The sequence below is a fragment of the Acuticoccus kandeliae genome (assembly GCF_003073115.1).
Map to the genome: position 1 here is coordinate 62,678 of NZ_QBBV01000006.1, position 15,166 is coordinate 77,843.

At 67.6% G+C, this 15,166-nt stretch carries 15 protein-coding genes and 1 pseudogene; 8 read left to right on the forward strand and 8 right to left on the reverse strand.

The features are described 5' to 3' along the window. Positions 1 to 13: 13 nt before the first annotated feature. The 3 genes from DBV35_RS28220 to DBV35_RS28230 all read right to left on the reverse strand — a co-directional run bounded on the left by DBV35_RS28220 (position 14) and on the right by DBV35_RS28230 (position 2,343). A complete protein-coding gene (locus DBV35_RS28220) occupies positions 14 to 448 on the reverse strand; it encodes a hypothetical protein (RefSeq protein ID WP_108663766.1) in 435 nt (144 codons plus the stop codon). 14 nt (positions 449 to 462) lie between these two features. After that, positions 463 to 1,416: a Bug family tripartite tricarboxylate transporter substrate binding protein gene (locus DBV35_RS28225; protein ID WP_157962039.1), complete on the reverse strand. Its 954-nt coding sequence runs from the start codon at positions 1,414 to 1,416 to the stop codon at positions 463 to 465. Between the two features lie 159 nt (positions 1,417 to 1,575). Beyond that, a complete protein-coding gene (locus DBV35_RS28230) occupies positions 1,576 to 2,343 on the reverse strand; it encodes a LamB/YcsF family protein (RefSeq protein ID WP_108663768.1) in 768 nt (255 codons plus the stop codon). 182 nt (positions 2,344 to 2,525) lie between these two features. Here DBV35_RS28230 and DBV35_RS28235 point away from each other — a divergent pair, with 182 nt between their 5' ends. Further along, on the forward strand, positions 2,526 to 3,437 hold the full coding sequence (locus tag DBV35_RS28235) for a LysR family transcriptional regulator (protein ID WP_108663769.1): 912 nt from the start codon (positions 2,526 to 2,528) through the stop codon (positions 3,435 to 3,437). 45 nt (positions 3,438 to 3,482) lie between these two features. On the opposite strand, the pseudogene DBV35_RS31225 reads toward DBV35_RS28235, so the two are convergent. The 3 genes and pseudogenes from DBV35_RS31225 to DBV35_RS28250 form a co-directional block, all read right to left on the reverse strand. After that, positions 3,483 to 3,599, reverse strand: a pseudogene (locus DBV35_RS31225) (alpha/beta fold hydrolase); the annotation flags it as partial. A 50-nt stretch (positions 3,600 to 3,649) separates the two neighbouring features. Next, on the reverse strand, positions 3,650 to 4,951 hold the full coding sequence (locus DBV35_RS28245; RefSeq protein WP_108663770.1) for a flavin-dependent oxidoreductase: 1,302 nt from the start codon (positions 4,949 to 4,951) through the stop codon (positions 3,650 to 3,652). A gap of 82 nt (positions 4,952 to 5,033) precedes the next feature. Then, a complete protein-coding gene (locus DBV35_RS28250; RefSeq protein WP_108663771.1) occupies positions 5,034 to 6,878 on the reverse strand; it encodes a feruloyl-CoA synthase in 1,845 nt (614 codons plus the stop codon). Between the two features lie 70 nt (positions 6,879 to 6,948). On the opposite strand from DBV35_RS28250, the gene DBV35_RS28255 reads away from it, so the two are divergent. The 7 genes from DBV35_RS28255 to DBV35_RS28285 all read left to right on the forward strand — a co-directional run bounded on the left by DBV35_RS28255 (position 6,949) and on the right by DBV35_RS28285 (position 13,422). Continuing rightward, positions 6,949 to 8,055 (forward strand): TRAP transporter substrate-binding protein, encoded by a 1,107-nt coding sequence (locus DBV35_RS28255; RefSeq protein WP_157962040.1) that lies wholly within the window; start codon positions 6,949 to 6,951, stop codon positions 8,053 to 8,055. Between the two features lie 18 nt (positions 8,056 to 8,073). Further along, on the forward strand, positions 8,074 to 8,592 hold the full coding sequence (locus DBV35_RS28260) for a TRAP transporter small permease (protein WP_245944141.1): 519 nt from the start codon (positions 8,074 to 8,076) through the stop codon (positions 8,590 to 8,592). Then, positions 8,589 to 9,908, forward strand: coding sequence for a TRAP transporter large permease (locus DBV35_RS28265; protein ID WP_108663774.1), 1,320 nt, complete (start codon positions 8,589 to 8,591; stop codon positions 9,906 to 9,908). Before DBV35_RS28260 ends, DBV35_RS28265 begins: the two co-directional genes overlap by 4 nt. A 112-nt stretch (positions 9,909 to 10,020) precedes the next feature. Then, positions 10,021 to 11,040, forward strand: coding sequence for a TRAP transporter substrate-binding protein (locus tag DBV35_RS28270; protein ID WP_108663775.1), 1,020 nt, complete (start codon positions 10,021 to 10,023; stop codon positions 11,038 to 11,040). 104 nt (positions 11,041 to 11,144) lie between these two features. After that, entirely contained in the window at positions 11,145 to 11,672 is a 528-nt protein-coding gene (locus DBV35_RS28275) for a TRAP transporter small permease (RefSeq protein ID WP_211100066.1), read from the forward strand. Continuing rightward, complete coding sequence (locus DBV35_RS28280) at positions 11,672 to 12,961, forward strand: TRAP transporter large permease (RefSeq protein WP_108663776.1); 1,290 nt, start codon at positions 11,672 to 11,674, stop codon at positions 12,959 to 12,961. The genes DBV35_RS28275 and DBV35_RS28280 overlap by 1 nt, the downstream gene beginning before the upstream one ends. Next, positions 12,961 to 13,422 (forward strand): DUF3237 domain-containing protein, encoded by a 462-nt coding sequence (locus DBV35_RS28285; protein ID WP_108663777.1) that lies wholly within the window; start codon positions 12,961 to 12,963, stop codon positions 13,420 to 13,422. The genes DBV35_RS28280 and DBV35_RS28285 overlap by 1 nt, the downstream gene beginning before the upstream one ends. Positions 13,423 to 13,486: 64 nt before the next feature. Here the strand turns inward: DBV35_RS28285 and DBV35_RS28290 are convergent, their stop codons facing one another. Beyond that, positions 13,487 to 14,353: an amidohydrolase family protein gene (locus tag DBV35_RS28290; RefSeq protein ID WP_108663778.1), complete on the reverse strand. Its 867-nt coding sequence runs from the start codon at positions 14,351 to 14,353 to the stop codon at positions 13,487 to 13,489. Continuing rightward, positions 14,350 to 15,144: a crotonase/enoyl-CoA hydratase family protein gene (locus DBV35_RS28295; protein WP_108663779.1), complete on the reverse strand. Its 795-nt coding sequence runs from the start codon at positions 15,142 to 15,144 to the stop codon at positions 14,350 to 14,352. Before DBV35_RS28295 ends, DBV35_RS28290 begins: the two co-directional genes overlap by 4 nt. Positions 15,145 to 15,166: the final 22 nt, after the last annotated feature.

Genomic DNA, 15,166 nt, shown 5'->3' on the forward strand with positions numbered 1-15,166 from the left:
GACATGTCGACGGTCAAAGTCCGAGAAGGGGGATGAGGCCAGCAACGGCTGCCCCACCGAGAACGTGAAGCGTCAGGGGCAGCGGCCGCCGCTCGCCGAGCGCCAGCGTGATGAGGCCGACGGTGAGTGCGCCGCCCGCCACGAGACCGAACCAGATGATACCCGCATAGCCGGCGGCGATGGCGGCGAGCAGCAGGGCGACGTAGCGCCACGGCGGAGCCGTCTCCTCAGCTGCGGCCGTCTCGGCCGGTGGGGCGGCGACGGCCAATCGTGTCACCATATGGAGGAGCGCGAAGAGGGCGATCGCGACCACGGCAACGCGCGGGACAACGTCGGCCCGCAGGCCGACGGCGCCCTGCGCGGAGATCTGCGCCGGGATCACGACGAAGTAGGCGACCGCGCAGAGGCCGCCCACGATCGCGAACTCGATGACGGGAGCGGCCCGCATGATCGACCTTCGGCTCAGTTCGGCCCCTTCGCCAGCGTGCCGAACTGCTTGTACTGCTTCTCGACCAGCGCCGTCAGCGCATCGCCCGTAACGGTGAAGCTGCCCATGTTGCGCTTGTCGAGGACGCTCAGCAGCGCCTCGCTCTTCGCCGCCGCCTCGAAGGCCTCAGCCAGCTTGGCCTTGGCATCGTCCGGCAGCCCCTTCGGGGCGAGGTAGAGGATCATGTTGACGCTCGAGATGTCGTAGCCGAGACCGCGCAGCGTCGGCCGCGACTCGAAGCCGGGAACGGGATCGTCGCCGAGACCGGCGAGGATCATCACGTCGCCTGAAACGGCCTGCGGGTAGTAGGTGCCGGAGCTGTAGGCGAAGTCGACATGCCCGCCGAGAGTCTGCGAGACCGACTCCGCGCCGCTCTCGACCGGGACCGGATTGATGGTGACGCCGCTTGCCTTGGAAAGGGCTGCGGTGACCATCTTGTCGATCGCGGTGTTCGACGCATAGGTCAGCGCCGAACCGTTTGCCTTGGCCTCTTCCAGCATCGCGTTGACGTCGGCCCAGCCGCGCGACGGCAGCGCGATGAGCGCCTCGGGGAAGGTGCCGAAAGCGGCGATGTAGTCGAACTCGCCGACGTCGAAGGCGACCGCGCCGGTGTGCGGGTCGAAGGTCAGCGTCGTCGACGTGGTGGCGACGAGGGTGTAGCCGTCGGCAGGGGTCGCTTTCAGCCGCGTGGTCGCGACCGCGCCGCCGGCGCCCGGCTGGTTGACGACGATGACAGTCTCACCGAGCGCTTCGGACAATACCGGGGCGATGGCCCGTGTGATCGTGTCGACGCCGCCGCCAGCGCCGAAACCGACATTGATCGTGACCGACTTCTCGGGGAAGTCGGCCAGCGCACGATCCTGAGCCGAAAGACCCGCGAACGCGACTGAGGTTGCAGCGGCAAGTGCCAGGAAGAAGCGCAAACGCATTCTCGATCGTCCTCCGTAAGTGTGGCAACGGCTTAGCCAACCAGCCGCCCTTCCCTCTGTCCAATGCATTCATGCATCGGCCCCTCATGTGCTCAGCACATGGTTGCGACAGAGGAAGGGCCGCTGGCCGTCTCCCCAACGGGGTGCGGTCCGGTCGGGTCAGCCGAAGAGCTCCGGCAGGGTGACGACCTCGATGGACGCCGCCGCGAGCCGCTTGCGCACCGCGTCGAGCACCACACCGGCGGTCGGCTCGTCTCCATGGAGGCAGAACGTATGGATCTCGGCCTTGACCCGCTTGCCGGTGGTCGAGATCAGCGCCCCTTCCTCGAGGAATCGGACGACCTGCTCGGCGGCTTCCTGCGGGTCATGGATCACCGCGTCGTCCCGCTCGCGTGAGAGCATGTAGCCGGTTTCATCGTAGCGACGGTCTATGTAGGCCTCGTTGGCGACCTTCAGGCCAACGCTTTCGCCCGCACGGGTCATCGCCGAATTGGCGTTGGCGACGAATATGAGCTCCGCGTCCGCCGCCTTGATGCCGCGGGCAATGGCGAGCGCCACATCGTCCTGCGTGTGCGCCATATTGTTGAGCGCGCCATGCGGCTTCACGTGCGTCACGCGCGCGCCCTGCGCCCCCGCCAACGCCATCAGCGCTCCGATCTGATAGGTGACGAGGTGCTGCAGATCGATCGCCCGCATGCGGATCTGGCGGCGCCCGAAGCCCCAAAGGTCATTGAAGCCCGGGTGCGCACCGATCGACACACCGTTCTCGATTGCGAGGCGGACCGTCTCCGTCATGATCGTCGGATCGCCGGCATGCATGCCGCAGGCGATGTTGGCTGAGCCGATCCCGGCCATGATCACGCTGTCGTTGCCGATCTGATAGTGGCCGAAGCTCTCGCCGATATCGGCATTGATGTTGATGCGCACGTCCGGACATTCCTCCCGCTGGGTACGTCTTCGAGCGAGTCGTGCGGTATGGAGAAACGCAGCCTTCGTCTAATGCATTCCTTCTGGCACCGGCCATGCATTTTCCACATGGTCCGCGCACGTCGAGGGTTCACCGTTCTGGCCGCCTCGATCGCCGCTGACATCAGCGTCAGGGGAATGCAGTGCTCGATTTCAGGCAGATCCAGAACTTTGTCGCCGTCGCCGAACGCCTCAACATCACGCGGGCGGCGGAGGTGGTGCACCTCAGCCAGCCGGCGCTGTCGCGCCAGATGCAGGCTTTGGAGAAGCGCCTCGGGCTCACATTGTTCGAGCGGGTCGGCAATCGCCTCGTCCTCACCGCGGACGGAGAGGATCTGCTACGCGGCGCCGTCGCGCTCATCGACCAGGCGCAGCACCTCGTGGACCGGTCGCAGAAGTTGAAGAGCGGCAGTGTCGGGCTGCTGCGGGTGGGTGCCACATCGCAGACGATCGCGCGGCTGGTGTCGCCGACGATGGTGCGCTTCCGCAAGAGCTATCCTCTGGTCGACATCATCCTCAGCGAAGGCGACAATGACAGCCTCCTCGAGATGGTGGACACGGGCGTCGTCCATGTCGCCGTCGCCGCGTTCAGCAACGCGCGTGGGCTCGCGGGCACCAAACTCTTCGAGGCGGCGCTGCGGCTCATCGTTCCCCCGGGCCACCGGCTGGAAGGCGCCTCGGTGGCAACCATCGCGGACATCGCGGACGAGCATCTGATGCTTCTGCGGCGCGGGTTCCTGACGCGGCAGCTCTTCGACCTGACGTGCGCGAGTTCCGGACTGCGGCCGAACATCCTCCTGGAAAGCGACAGTGCCGACACACTCGCCTGCCTCGCCGACGACGGGCACGGCATCGCGGTCGTCTCCACCTCCGCGCGCCCGGTTCGGAACGCCGCCCGCACGATCGCCCTCCACGACGATGGCGCGCCGATCAAGGGTGATGTCTACGCGGTATGGAAGAACAATCGTTCCCGCCCCGCCTGCCTCGCCGATTTCGTGTCCTGCCTTGCCCGCGAGGCCACCCCCGCTCCCCCGCTGGCGCCGGCCGACATATGACATGGCACCCTCGGTCAGATGCGACCGCGGCTTCAGCGCCGAGCCCTTCAGCGTCGCATTTTGCGGAAGCTTGGCCAACACGGGCCCGCTATCTGCGATCGAGACGACCTGATCGTCGTCACCGTGCATCACCAGCGTCGGCACGCTGATCGTCTTCAGGTCGGTGTGCCCGGCTCGCCGCGAGCGCGGTGCGTGCCTGGACGAGTGGCCCGTTATCCGGAGGCGGGATCGGCGCGACGCGAAGCGCGGCTTGCCTCGGGAATGGTCGGTCCGGCGGCGTTGAGGCGTTCGATCGCGAAACCCGCGGCCTTCTTGTAGGTGGACATGAACTCGGCGCGCTCGGCGGCGGGAATGACGTCTTCGATGTCGACGAATTCACCACCGCAGCGCTCGTCCAGCAGGTTGAGGAGGCCGAAGGGACCCGCCCCACGGTTGCGCAGGACAACGGCCGAGATCGGCGCGCAGAGCTCCTCGTCATAGGCCGCCAGCGCCGCCGACGTCACGCCATGAGCCAGCATCTTCGCGCCGAGGACCCGCGCGTCGACGATCGCCTGGCTCGCCCCGTTGGAGCCGGTGGGATACATGGGGTGGGCCGCATCGCCGATCAGCCCGACGGGTCCGTCCACCCATGTCGGGATCGGATCGCGGTCGATCATCGGGTTCTCGTACGCGCAGTCCGCGTCGCGCAGCATCGCCGGCACATCCAGCCAATCGTAGCGAAACCGCTCGAAGTGGGTGATGAACTCGTCGACCTCGACCGGCCGGAACCAGCCTTCGTGCGGCCAGCCCTTCTCGTTGTCGATCGTGACCTCGGCGATCCAGTTGATGAGCGCCGTCCCGTCCGCCGCCGGATGCGAGATCGGATACATCACCATCCGCTGGCGGTGCGTTCCAAGGCCGATGAACGAGGACCCGGTGCGGAGCGGTTTCGTCCGCACCGTGCCGCGCCACATCACCGCGCCGCCCCAATGGATCGGCGGCTGATCGGGGTGCATCTGGGCACGAACGGCGGAGTGGATGCCGTCGGCGCCGATGAGGAGGGAGCCGCGCACCTCCTCGCTCGTCCCGTCGGCGTTCCGGACGGTGGCGACGACCCCTTCGCCATCGCGCGCGTATCGGGTGACGCGCGTGCCGAGCCGCACCGCGCCCTCCCCCATCCGCGCAATCAGCGTGCGGTAGAGGAGCATGTGAAACGCGCCGCGATGCACCGCATATTGCGGCCAGTCGTACCCGGCTTTGAGGCCCCGCGGCTCGGCATAGACTTCGCGCCCGTTGAGGCCGACGAGAACCCATTCCAGAGCCGGCAGGCCGACGGCGTCGAGATCGGCGGCGCCGATGCCGAGATCGTAGAGCTCGCGCACGGCGTTCGGCTGCAGGTTGACGCCCACGCCGAGCGGCTTCATCTCGCGCGAGCTTTCGAAGACGACGCAGTCGACCCCGATCTGATCGAGCGTCAACGCCATCGCCAGCCCCGCGATGCCGCCACCGGCGATCAAAACCTTATCGGCGGTCATCGCTCCCCCTCCTTCGCGGTCCTCCGCGATCGACGTTTCTTGTGCCGCGCCACCGGCGCGATGACGCGAAGCATACACGAGATCAATCGAGGCTTTGCCCTGTCGCGGCGGTCATCACGCGCGGATCGTCGGTGTAGAGCGCCTCGACGAGGTCGGCGTGGCGGCGCAGCACGCCGCGCTGGTTGATCGAGCCCTTGTCGGTGACCTCGCCGCGATCGAGCGACAGCTCATCCTCCAGGATCATCACCCGCGTCACGCGGGAGGCCGACCCGGACGCCGCAGCGGCAAAGACCGCGAGGCGCTGCGTGATCGCCTGACGCACGGCCGGATGGGCAGCGAGCTCGGCCCTCGTCAGGCCCGCACCACCCGCAACGAGGTCGCGCATCGCCGGCAGGTACGGGACGATAAGCGCGGCGAGTTCGGACCGGTTTTCTCCGGCGATCACCGCGTCGCGCGCGAGCCCCCCCATGGCATTCACCAGCGCGCCGCGCAGCGCGCCCACGTTGACGTAGGTGCCGGTCGCCATCTTGAAGTTCTCGGCGATGCGGCCGTCGAACAGGAACCCCCGCGCGGGATCGCCGGGCACGGCGAAGCGGAACGCATCGCCGACCTTGTAGAAGCCCTCCTCATCGAATGCCGCCTCGGTCAGCGCATCGTTGCGCCAGTAGCCGGGCGAAATGTTGGGCCCCTTCAGCCGCGCCTCGAGCTTGTCGCCAAAGGGGACGAGCTTCACCGTCACGCCCTGGGCGGGGATACCGATATGGCCGGCGTGCGCCTCCGGCTCCATCCAGGACAGGGCGAACGGTCCCGTCTCGGTCGCACCGTAACCGGCACACAGGAGAAGCTGCTCGCCGAGCGTCGCCTCCGCGATCGCATTCAGCCTGTCCCACGTGTGCTGCGCCATCGCGGCGGCGGCGTACATCATCATGTGCAGCCGGGCGAAGAAGGTCCGCCGCAGCGTCTCGTCCGTCTCCATCGCGTCGACGAGCAGCTCGTACCCGGCCGGCACGTTGAAATACCAGGTCGGAGAAATGTCGCGCAGGTTGCGGATCGTCTCGCCGATCCGCTCGGGCGTCGGCTTGCCGTTGTCGATGTAGTAGGTGCCGCCATTATAGAGAACGAGGTAGAAGTCCTTGTTGCCGGCCGCCGTGTGGTGCCACGGAGCCCAGTCGACGATGACCGGCGGCTCCTCGCGCATGAAGGCGTAGCAATCGGCGACCATCTCCTGGTTCGACGCGATCACGCGGTGGGTCTGGATCGAGGCCTTGGGCGAACCCGTCGTCCCCGACGTGAAGAGGAATTTCGCCACGGTGTCCGGCCCCACCGCCCGGTAGGCGGCATCCACGGCGTCGGTGGGTTGGTGCGCGGCGAGTTCGGCGAAACTCAGCGTATCGCGTCCGGGCAGGCGGCCGCGGGTGAGTGCGACCGGGGTGTCGGCGAAGACGGCATCGAGGGCGCGGCCGAAGGGCTCGCCCTCCGCGGCGAAGACGAGGCCGGGGGTGAGCTGCGCCTTGATGTCCGAAAGCTTGATGAAGTCTTCGGAGATCAGCGAATAGGCCGGCGAGACGGCCGCGGAGGGCACGCCCACGAACTGGGCCCCCAGCGCCATCAGCGCGTGTTCGATATCGTTGCCGGAGAGGATGAGGAGCGGTCGCTCCGGCGAGAGTTCGAGATCGAGGAACGCCTGCCCCAGCCGCCGCACCGTGGCCAGACACTCGCCATAGGTGACGGTGCGCCACCCGTCCCCCTCGCGCTCGGCCATCCAGGGACGGTCGGGCGCGACGCAAGCCCAGTGGACGAGGCGCTCGGTGATGGTGTCGGGATAAGGGCCGAGCGGGTCGTCGCGCCAGACGAGTATCGTCCCGTCCGCCCTGGTCTCGTGGCGGACCTTCGGCGTCCACGTCCTGACCGGCTTCAATCGCGCCATGGCGCGCCCTCCCCGTTGGCCCATCCGGCATCCCGCCCACCACCTCGGGTTGGTCGGCCCGGCTTCTCAAATGTCCGGCCGGCTGGTACGCCTGAGCATAGAACAAGAAATTTTTTGGGAGGATCCGATGGTGGAGGCAACACGCCGTGCCGTCGTGTTCGGCCTGTCCGGCACAGTGGCGATGCCCGCGGTGCTGCGACGCGCACATGCTGCCGAAATCACCTTGCGGCTCAGTCATTTCCTTCCACCCGTCTCGGCCGCGCATCGCACGATGTTCCAGCCATGGGCCGAGAAGGTGACGGCCGATTCCGGCGGCCGGATCGACGTCCAGATCTTTCCGTCCATGCAGCTCGGCGGCCGGCCGCCCGAGTTGGTCGACCAGGTGCGCAATGGGATCGCGGATCTCGGCTGGGCGCTGCCGCACTACCAGCCCGGCCGCTATCCCCTGATGGAAACGTGGACGCTGCCGTTCCAGATCACCACCACGGTGGAGACGACCCCGGCGTTCCATGAATTCATGACCACCACAGCCGGCGACGAGTTCTCCGAAGTCGTGCCGCTCGCCTGGTGGCTGCAGACGCCCGGCATCTTCATGACCAAGGGCTTCGGCATCACCTCGGCGGCGGACCTCGCCAACAAGCGCATCCGCGGCGGCACCGAGATCATCACCCGCACGCTCACCGAACTCGGTGCCAACGGGGTGTTCTTCCCCGTCCCCGAAGCGCCGCAGAACCTTGCGACCGGCGCGATAGACGGGGTCGCGCTGCCCTACGAGATCGTGCCCGCCTTCCGCTTCCACGAGCTCGTCGACAACTTCTCCGAGCCTGAGGAAGGCGGCCGCGGCTTCTACACGCTGCCCATGCTGTTCCTGATGAACCGGCGGCGATATGAGGCCCTGCCCGACGATCTGCGCGCGGTGATCGACGCCAATGCGGGCCTGGATCTCAGCAACAAGTTCGCCGCGATCTTTCAGGAGAACGACGCGTTCGGCCGCAAGATGGCGGTGGATTCGGGCGCGGCGTTCCACACCATCCCCGCGGCGGAGATGGATCGCTGGCACGAGATCGCCCAGCCGATCTTCGACGCCTATGCCGCGGAACTCACCAGCCGGGGCTTCGACGGCGCTGCCGTGGTGAACGAGGTCGACAGCCTTGTCGAAAGCCATGGCGCCGGCTGACAGGGCCGCGTGACCGCGATGCGGGCGAGCGCGGCGGCGCTCCATCGCCGGTTGACTTGGCTCGCGCGGCTCACCGCCTCCGCGGGCGCGCTCTGTCTTTTGGGGTCGGCGATCGTGATGGTCGCCTCCATCGTCCTGCGTGGCGCGACCGGACGGCAGCTCATCGGTGACTTCGAGCTGATCTCGATGGGGAGCGCCATCGCGATCTTCCTGTTCCTGCCCTATGCGCAGGCGCGACGGGCGCACGTCACAGTGACGATCTTCACAAGCTGGCTTCCGCCGCGGGTGACGCGGGCGATCGATGCGTGCTGGGCGCTCGTCCTGGGGCTGGCCGCGGCCGTGGTCGCGGTGCAGTTGGTCGAGGGTCTTCAGGAGCAGTTCCAGTACAACAACCGCACGACGCTCCTGCGCATCCCGATGGCGGTCGCCTTCGCGCCTGCGATCCTCGGCGTCGCGTCGACCTCGCTCCTCGCGCTCGTCGACGTTCTGGCACTCGGGGCCAATCTGCCGGACGAGGCGGACGGACCGGCCGCATGAGCCCCATCGAGATCGGCCTTTCGATGATCGCGGCGCTCATCGTGCTGATGGTGCTGAGGATGCCGATCTTCCTCGCGATGGCGCTGGTCGGCGCCGCCGGATACGTGCTGCAGATCGGCTCCTATCCGCTGCTCGCCTATCTGCGGGGCAACATCGTCTCGCTGTTCGTGTCCTACGAACTCTCGGTGGTGCCGCTGTTCCTGTTGATGGGCGCGTTCGCCTCGCGGGCGCGGATGACCGAGGCTCTCTTCACCGCCGCCAACGCCTTCGTCGGCCACAAGCGGGGCGGGCTGGCGCACTCGGCGATTCTCGGGTGCGGCGCGTTCGGCGCCATCTGCGGCTCGTCGCTCGCCACCGCATCGACGATGGCGACGGTTGCTTTGCCGCAGATGAAGCGCTTCGGCTACTCCGACCGACTGGCCGCCGGAACGCTCGCCGCCGGCGGCACGCTCGGGATCCTGATACCGCCGTCGGTGGTCCTCATCATCTACGCGATCCTCACCGAGCAGAACATCGTCCACCTCTTCCTCGCCGCGACGGTGCCGGGCCTCCTCGCCGTCGCCGGCTTCATGGCGACGGTCTTCCTCCTCAGCCGCCGCTCCGGCGATGCCGCGCGGGCCGATCGTCTGCCCTGGCGTGCACGGCTCGCGGCGCTGGGGCGCGTCTGGCACATCGTCGTCATCTTCCTCGTCGTGCTGGGCGGCATCTACCTCGGCGCCTTCACGCCGACGGAGGGCGCGGCCGTCGGCGCCGTTCTGACCGGGGCGGTGGCGGTGGTGGCCGGGGGGCTCAGGTGGCGGGGCTTTGCCAGCGCGGCGGCCGAGACCGCCGGCACGACGGCCATGATCTTCGCGATCCTCTTCGGCGCGGACCTCTTCAACGTGGCACTCGCCCTGTCGCGCCTTCCGGACGAGATGGCCGCGTTCATCGGCGGGGCGGACGTCGCCCCCATCGTGATCCTCGGCGCGATCCTCCTCATCTATCTCGTGCTCGGTTGCCTCATGGATTCGCTGTCCATGATCCTCCTCACCGTGCCGATCATCTTTCCCGCCTTCATGGCACTCGATTTCGGCCTTACCGCGCAGCACCAGGCGCTCTGGTTCGGCGTGCTGACGCTGATCGTCGTCGAGCTCGGCATGATCACGCCGCCGGTCGGCCTCAACCTCTTCATCATCAAGATGGTCGCGCCGCAGATCGAAAGCCGGGACATCATGCTGGGAGCGCTGCCCTTCGTCGGCATGGAGATCTGCCGCGTGACGATCCTTGTCCTCGTCCCGCCCCTCTCCTTCGCGCTCGTCGACCTTGTCGCGGGGTGATAGTTGCGCGACCGTCAGGACAAAGGCAATCTGCGCCGCAACCCGCCAACGCACGACGTTCAAACACAATAACCGGCGCCGAAGAGCGCCGGACGAAGGGGAAGGAACCGCAATGAAGATGCGATCTCTCATCGCCACGGCTCTTGTCGCCGCGCTTCCGGGCGTCGCCTGCGCGCAGGAGGTGACGCTCTCGTTCGCCCACTGGCTGCCGCCGACCCATCCGCTCCAGCCGACCGGCTTCGAGCCGTGGATCGAGTCGATCAAGGAGGCATCCGGCGGGCGCATCGCGATCGACATCTACCCGGCGCAGCAGCTCGGCGCGGCCGCCGACCACTACGACATGGCCCGCGACGGCATCGCCGACATCGCCTGGATCAACCCCGGCTACCAGCCCGGCCGATTCCCGCTCCACGCCATCGGCGAGCTGCCGCTCATGATGTCGGACGCCAAGTCCGGCTCGCGCGCGTTCGACGCCTGGTATCGCACCTATGCGCCCGAGGAGATGAGCGACGTCTACTACTGCATGACGCACAGCCACGACCCCGGCACCTTCCACTCCAAGGAGCCGGTGCGGACGCCGGCCGACATCGCGGGCAAGAACGTGCGCCCGGCCCACGCCACGATGGCGCGGTGGGTGTCGCTGATGGGCGGCGCATCGGTGCAGGTGCCGGCGCCCGAGGCGCGCGAGGCCATCGCCAAGGGCGCGGCCGACATGATCACGTTCCCCTGGGGCTCGATCTTCATCTTCGGCATCGACAAGGAGGTGAAGCATCACCTCGACACGCCGCTCTACGTCTCGAGCCAGGCGATCGTCATGAACAAGGACATGGTCGAGGGTCTGCCGGACGATCTGCGCAAGGTGATCGATGACCACTGCACGCCGGAATGGACGGAGAAGGTCGTCTCCGGCTGGGTCGACGCCGAGGCCGCCGGCCGCCAGCGGATGATCGATGAGGGACACACCCTCTATAAGCCCACCGCCGAGGACCTCGCGGCGTGGCGCGAGTCCGCCGCCCCGCTCACCGAGGAGTGGATGGCGAGCGTCAACAAGCGCGGCATCGATGCGCAGGCCGCGTACGATGCATATGTGGCGAGCCTGCGTGAGGCGGGCGCGCTGATGGGCGAGAACTGATCCCGGCACTGCGGGCCGGAGCGGGCACGCCGCCGCGTCTCGGGACGGCGGCGGCGTGGCCGTGACCCTCGGTCAAGATCATTGGGAGCGGGCTGCGCGCCCGGATGAATGTGGCACGCTTGCTTGATCGCTTCTGCGCCGCGACGGAGGCCGTCGCCGGCCTCCTCCTGGCGCTCGTCACGGTGCTGATCGTCGCCTCGGCGGTCGGCCGATATCTCTTCACGATGCCGCTCCCGGATTCGTTCGACCTGTCGCGGCTCCTGATCGGCGCCGCCGTGATGTGGGGCTTCGCCGCGCTCGGCTATCGCGGCACGCACATCAAGGTGGAGATCCTGGCGACGGCGCTTCCCGCCCGCGGCCGGCGCGTGATGGACGCCGTCGCGTGGACGATCGTTCTCGTGTTCGTCATCCTCCTCGCGTGGAAGATGCTCGGGCGGGTGACGAGCGCCTACGCCAGCGGCGAGTCGACGTTCGACCTCCGCATCGTCGTCTGGCCGCTGATCGGGCTCATCTGGGCCGGAACGGCTGCCTCGGTCCTCACCGTCGCTGCCCGCCTCGCGCTCATCATCACGGGGCGCGGAACGCTCGACGATCCCGATGCGGTCCTCGCGAGCGACGAGGCTTCCCGCTGATGGGGAGCGATGGCGTCGCGCTCGCCGGGTTCATCGCGCTGTTCGCGATGATGGCGATCCGGGTCCCGGTCGGCGTCGCCATGGGCCTCGTCGGCGTGTTCGGCTTTGCCGCGATCCGCGGGTTCGGCCCGGCGCTGAACCTGCTGACCACGTCACCGATCCGGGTCATCGCCGACTTCAACCTCACGCTCATTCCGTTCTTCATCCTGATGGGCGTCTTCGCCACCAACTCCGGCATGAGCCGGGAGATGTTCCGCGCCGGCCAGGCCTGGCTAGGCGGGTTCCGCGGTGGCCTCGCGCTCTCCACCATCGCCGCCTGCGCCGGGTTCGCTGCGATCTGCGGCTCATCCGTGGCGACGGCCGCGACGATGACGAAGATCGCGCTGCCGGAAATGCGCCGCTTCGGCTATCCCGAAACGGTCTCCACCGGCGTGATCGCCGCCGGTGGCACGCTCGGCATCCTCATCCCGCCGTCGGTGGTGCTCGCGGTCTACGCCTACATCACCGAACAGGACGTCGGGCAGCTCTTCATCGCCGGGATCATCCCCGGCATCGTGGCGATCCTTTTCTATATGGGAGCGGTGCGCATCGCCTACCGGCGCAGCCTGCCGGAGGGCACGCCCTTCGAACTCTCCGAAGGCATCGCGTCCCTCTCGGGGATCTGGGCGGTGCTTCTCCTGTTCATCGCCGTCATCGGCGCCATCTATTTCGGCGTCGTCACACCGACCGAAGCGTCTGCCGTCGGCGCGCTGCTGACGATGGTGATCGGGATCGCCCGCGGCCGGCTCGACCGGCGCACCATCATGGAGAGCCTCACCGAGGCGCTGCGCACGTCGGTGGCGATCTACACGATCCTGATCGGCGCCATCCTGTTCGGCTATTTCCTCGCGATCACGCGCACGCCGCAAAAGATCACGGCCTATCTCACCGACCTCGATCTTGGCGCCTACGGCACGCTTGCGGCGATCCTCGGCTTGTTCCTCGTCGCCGGCTGCGTCCTCGACGCGATGGCGATGATCATCCTGATGGTGCCCATCGTCTTCCCCGTCATCCAGTCGCTGGGGTTCGACCCGATCTGGTTCGGCATCATCATCGTCGTCACGGTCGAGTTGGGCCTCATCACCCCGCCAGTCGGGATGAACGTGTTCGTCATCAACTCCATCGCGCGCGAGGTGCCGCTGCAGACGATCTTCCGCGGCATCCTGCCGTTCGTCGTGGCCGACATCCTGCGCCTCCTTCTCTACATCGCCTTCCCGGCCCTCATTCTGTTCCTGCCACGGACCATGTGATGACACCCGAACCGCCGCGCCTCGCGCATCTCGTCGACCTGAGGGTCGAGCTCGGGCCGCCGATGGAGCTTTCCGACGGCCGGGCCGGCCGGCGCCGCATCATCCCCATCGTCGGCGGCACGGTGAGCGGTCGCTTCCGCGGCCGCATCATCGACCACGGCGCCGACTGGCAGACCGTCTTCGCCGACGGCCTCGCCGAGATCGACACGCGATACGCCATCGAAACCGAGGACGGGGCGCTGATCGAGATCCGCAATTTCGGATATCGCCACGGCCCGCCGGAGGTGCTGGCCCGCCTCGCCGCGGGCGAGGATGTCGACCCGGCGCTCTACTACATGCGCACCCATCCGCGGTTCGAAACGGGCGCGCCGGCCTATCGGCACCTCAACCGGATGATCTGCATCGGCACCGGCGCGCGTGAGGCCACTGCCGTGCGCATGCACATCTACGAGGTGCTATAGCGATCGCCGCCGTGCTCCAGACGTTCCGGCCCCGGACGCACCCCGGCCGTTTGCGAAGCAGTCGTCAGCTGCCGAGCCCCAGCGCGCGGATCGCGTTCTCCTTCAGGATGAGGTCGTGCACCTCCTCACGAAAGCCGGCCTCCTTGAAGTCGGCGATCCACACCTCGGGGTCGATCAGCGGAAAGTCCGACCCGAACAGCATTTTGCGCTTCAGCTGCGTGTTGGCGAACTGGACGAGCTGCGGCGGGAAATATTTGGGCCGCCACCCCGACAGGTCGATGTAGACGTTCGGCTTGTGGAGGCACACCGACAACGCCTCGTCCTGCCACGGCCACGACGGATGCGCGATGATCACCGTCATGTCCGGAAAGTCGGCGGCGACATCATCGAGATGCATGGGGTTCGAATATTTGAGCCGCAACCCGCCGCCGCCCGGCATCCCGGTGCCGATCCCCGAATGACCGCTGTGGAACAGCGCCGGCAGCTTGTGCTCGGCGATCACCTCGTAGAGCCGGTAGGCCATCCTGTCGTTCGGGAAGAACCCTTGCAGCGTCGGATGGAATTTGAAGCCCTTGATGATCCCGCCCTCGATGAGATCGCGCGCCTCGCGCACGCCCATCATGCCCTTGTGCGGATCGATCGAGGCGAAGGCGATCATGATGTCGGCATTGTCCGCCGCCGCCTGCGCCACCTCGTCGTTGGAGATACGGCGGTTGCCAATCTCGGCCTCCGAATCGACGCAGAACATCACGAGGCCGATCTTCTTCTCGCGGTAGCGCGCGATCGTGTCCGCGATCGTCGGCCGGCCCTCCGACTTGAAGTAACGGTTGGCCGCCTCCTCGTACGGTTCCCAGAATGCGTCGACCGGCTGGCGGCACGAGCGCTCCGCGTGGGTGTGGACGTCGATGGCGATCAGGTCTTCCGTCTTCAACTGTCCCCTCCCTCGCGCGTGACCTTGCCCTTGCCCTCCTTGAGGAAGTCGCGCAGGCGCGCTTGCGTGTCCGGCGCGGCGGCGGCGAAGGCGGCCGTGAGCGACTCGGTGAAGAGCCCGGCATCGGCGGCGCTGGCGGCGATGCGTGGCAAGGCCTGAATGATCGCGAAGTTGCTCTCCGGCGCGTTGCGCGCGATGCGGCGGGCAAGGTCCAGACCGCGCGCGCGGCCTTCCCCCTCGCCGACGAGATAGTGGGTGAGGCCGACCGCCTGCCCCTCCTCGGCCCCCAGCGTGCGGCCGGTGAGCATCAGATCCATCACCCGGTGCGCGCCGATGAGCCGGCTGATCCGCACCGATCCACCGCCGCCGACGAAGAGCCCGCGCTGCCCCTCCGGCAGACCATAATAGGCGCTCGCCTCGGCAACGCGCACATGGGTGGCGGCGGCAAGCTCGACCCCACCGCCAATGGCGGCCCCTTGCAGCACGCTGACGACAGGAATGGCGCCATATTCGATCGAGTGGAACGCCGCGTGCCAGGTGCGCGAATGGGCGACCTGCTCCATGGGCGTCATCGGCTCGATCAACTCGGAAAGGTCGAGCCCGGCACAAAAGTGCGGGCCTTCGGCGCACAGGACCCCGGCCTTCACGCCTTCGGGCGGGTCCGCGAAGAACCCGCCGAGCGCTCGCACCGTCGACAGGTCGAGCGCGTTGCGCTTTTGCGGGCGCGCGAGGGTGAGGATGGCGACATCGCCGTCGATTTCCAGCTTTAGGGAGGCGGGAAGCCCACTCATACGCCGGGCCCCCGACCCGCGC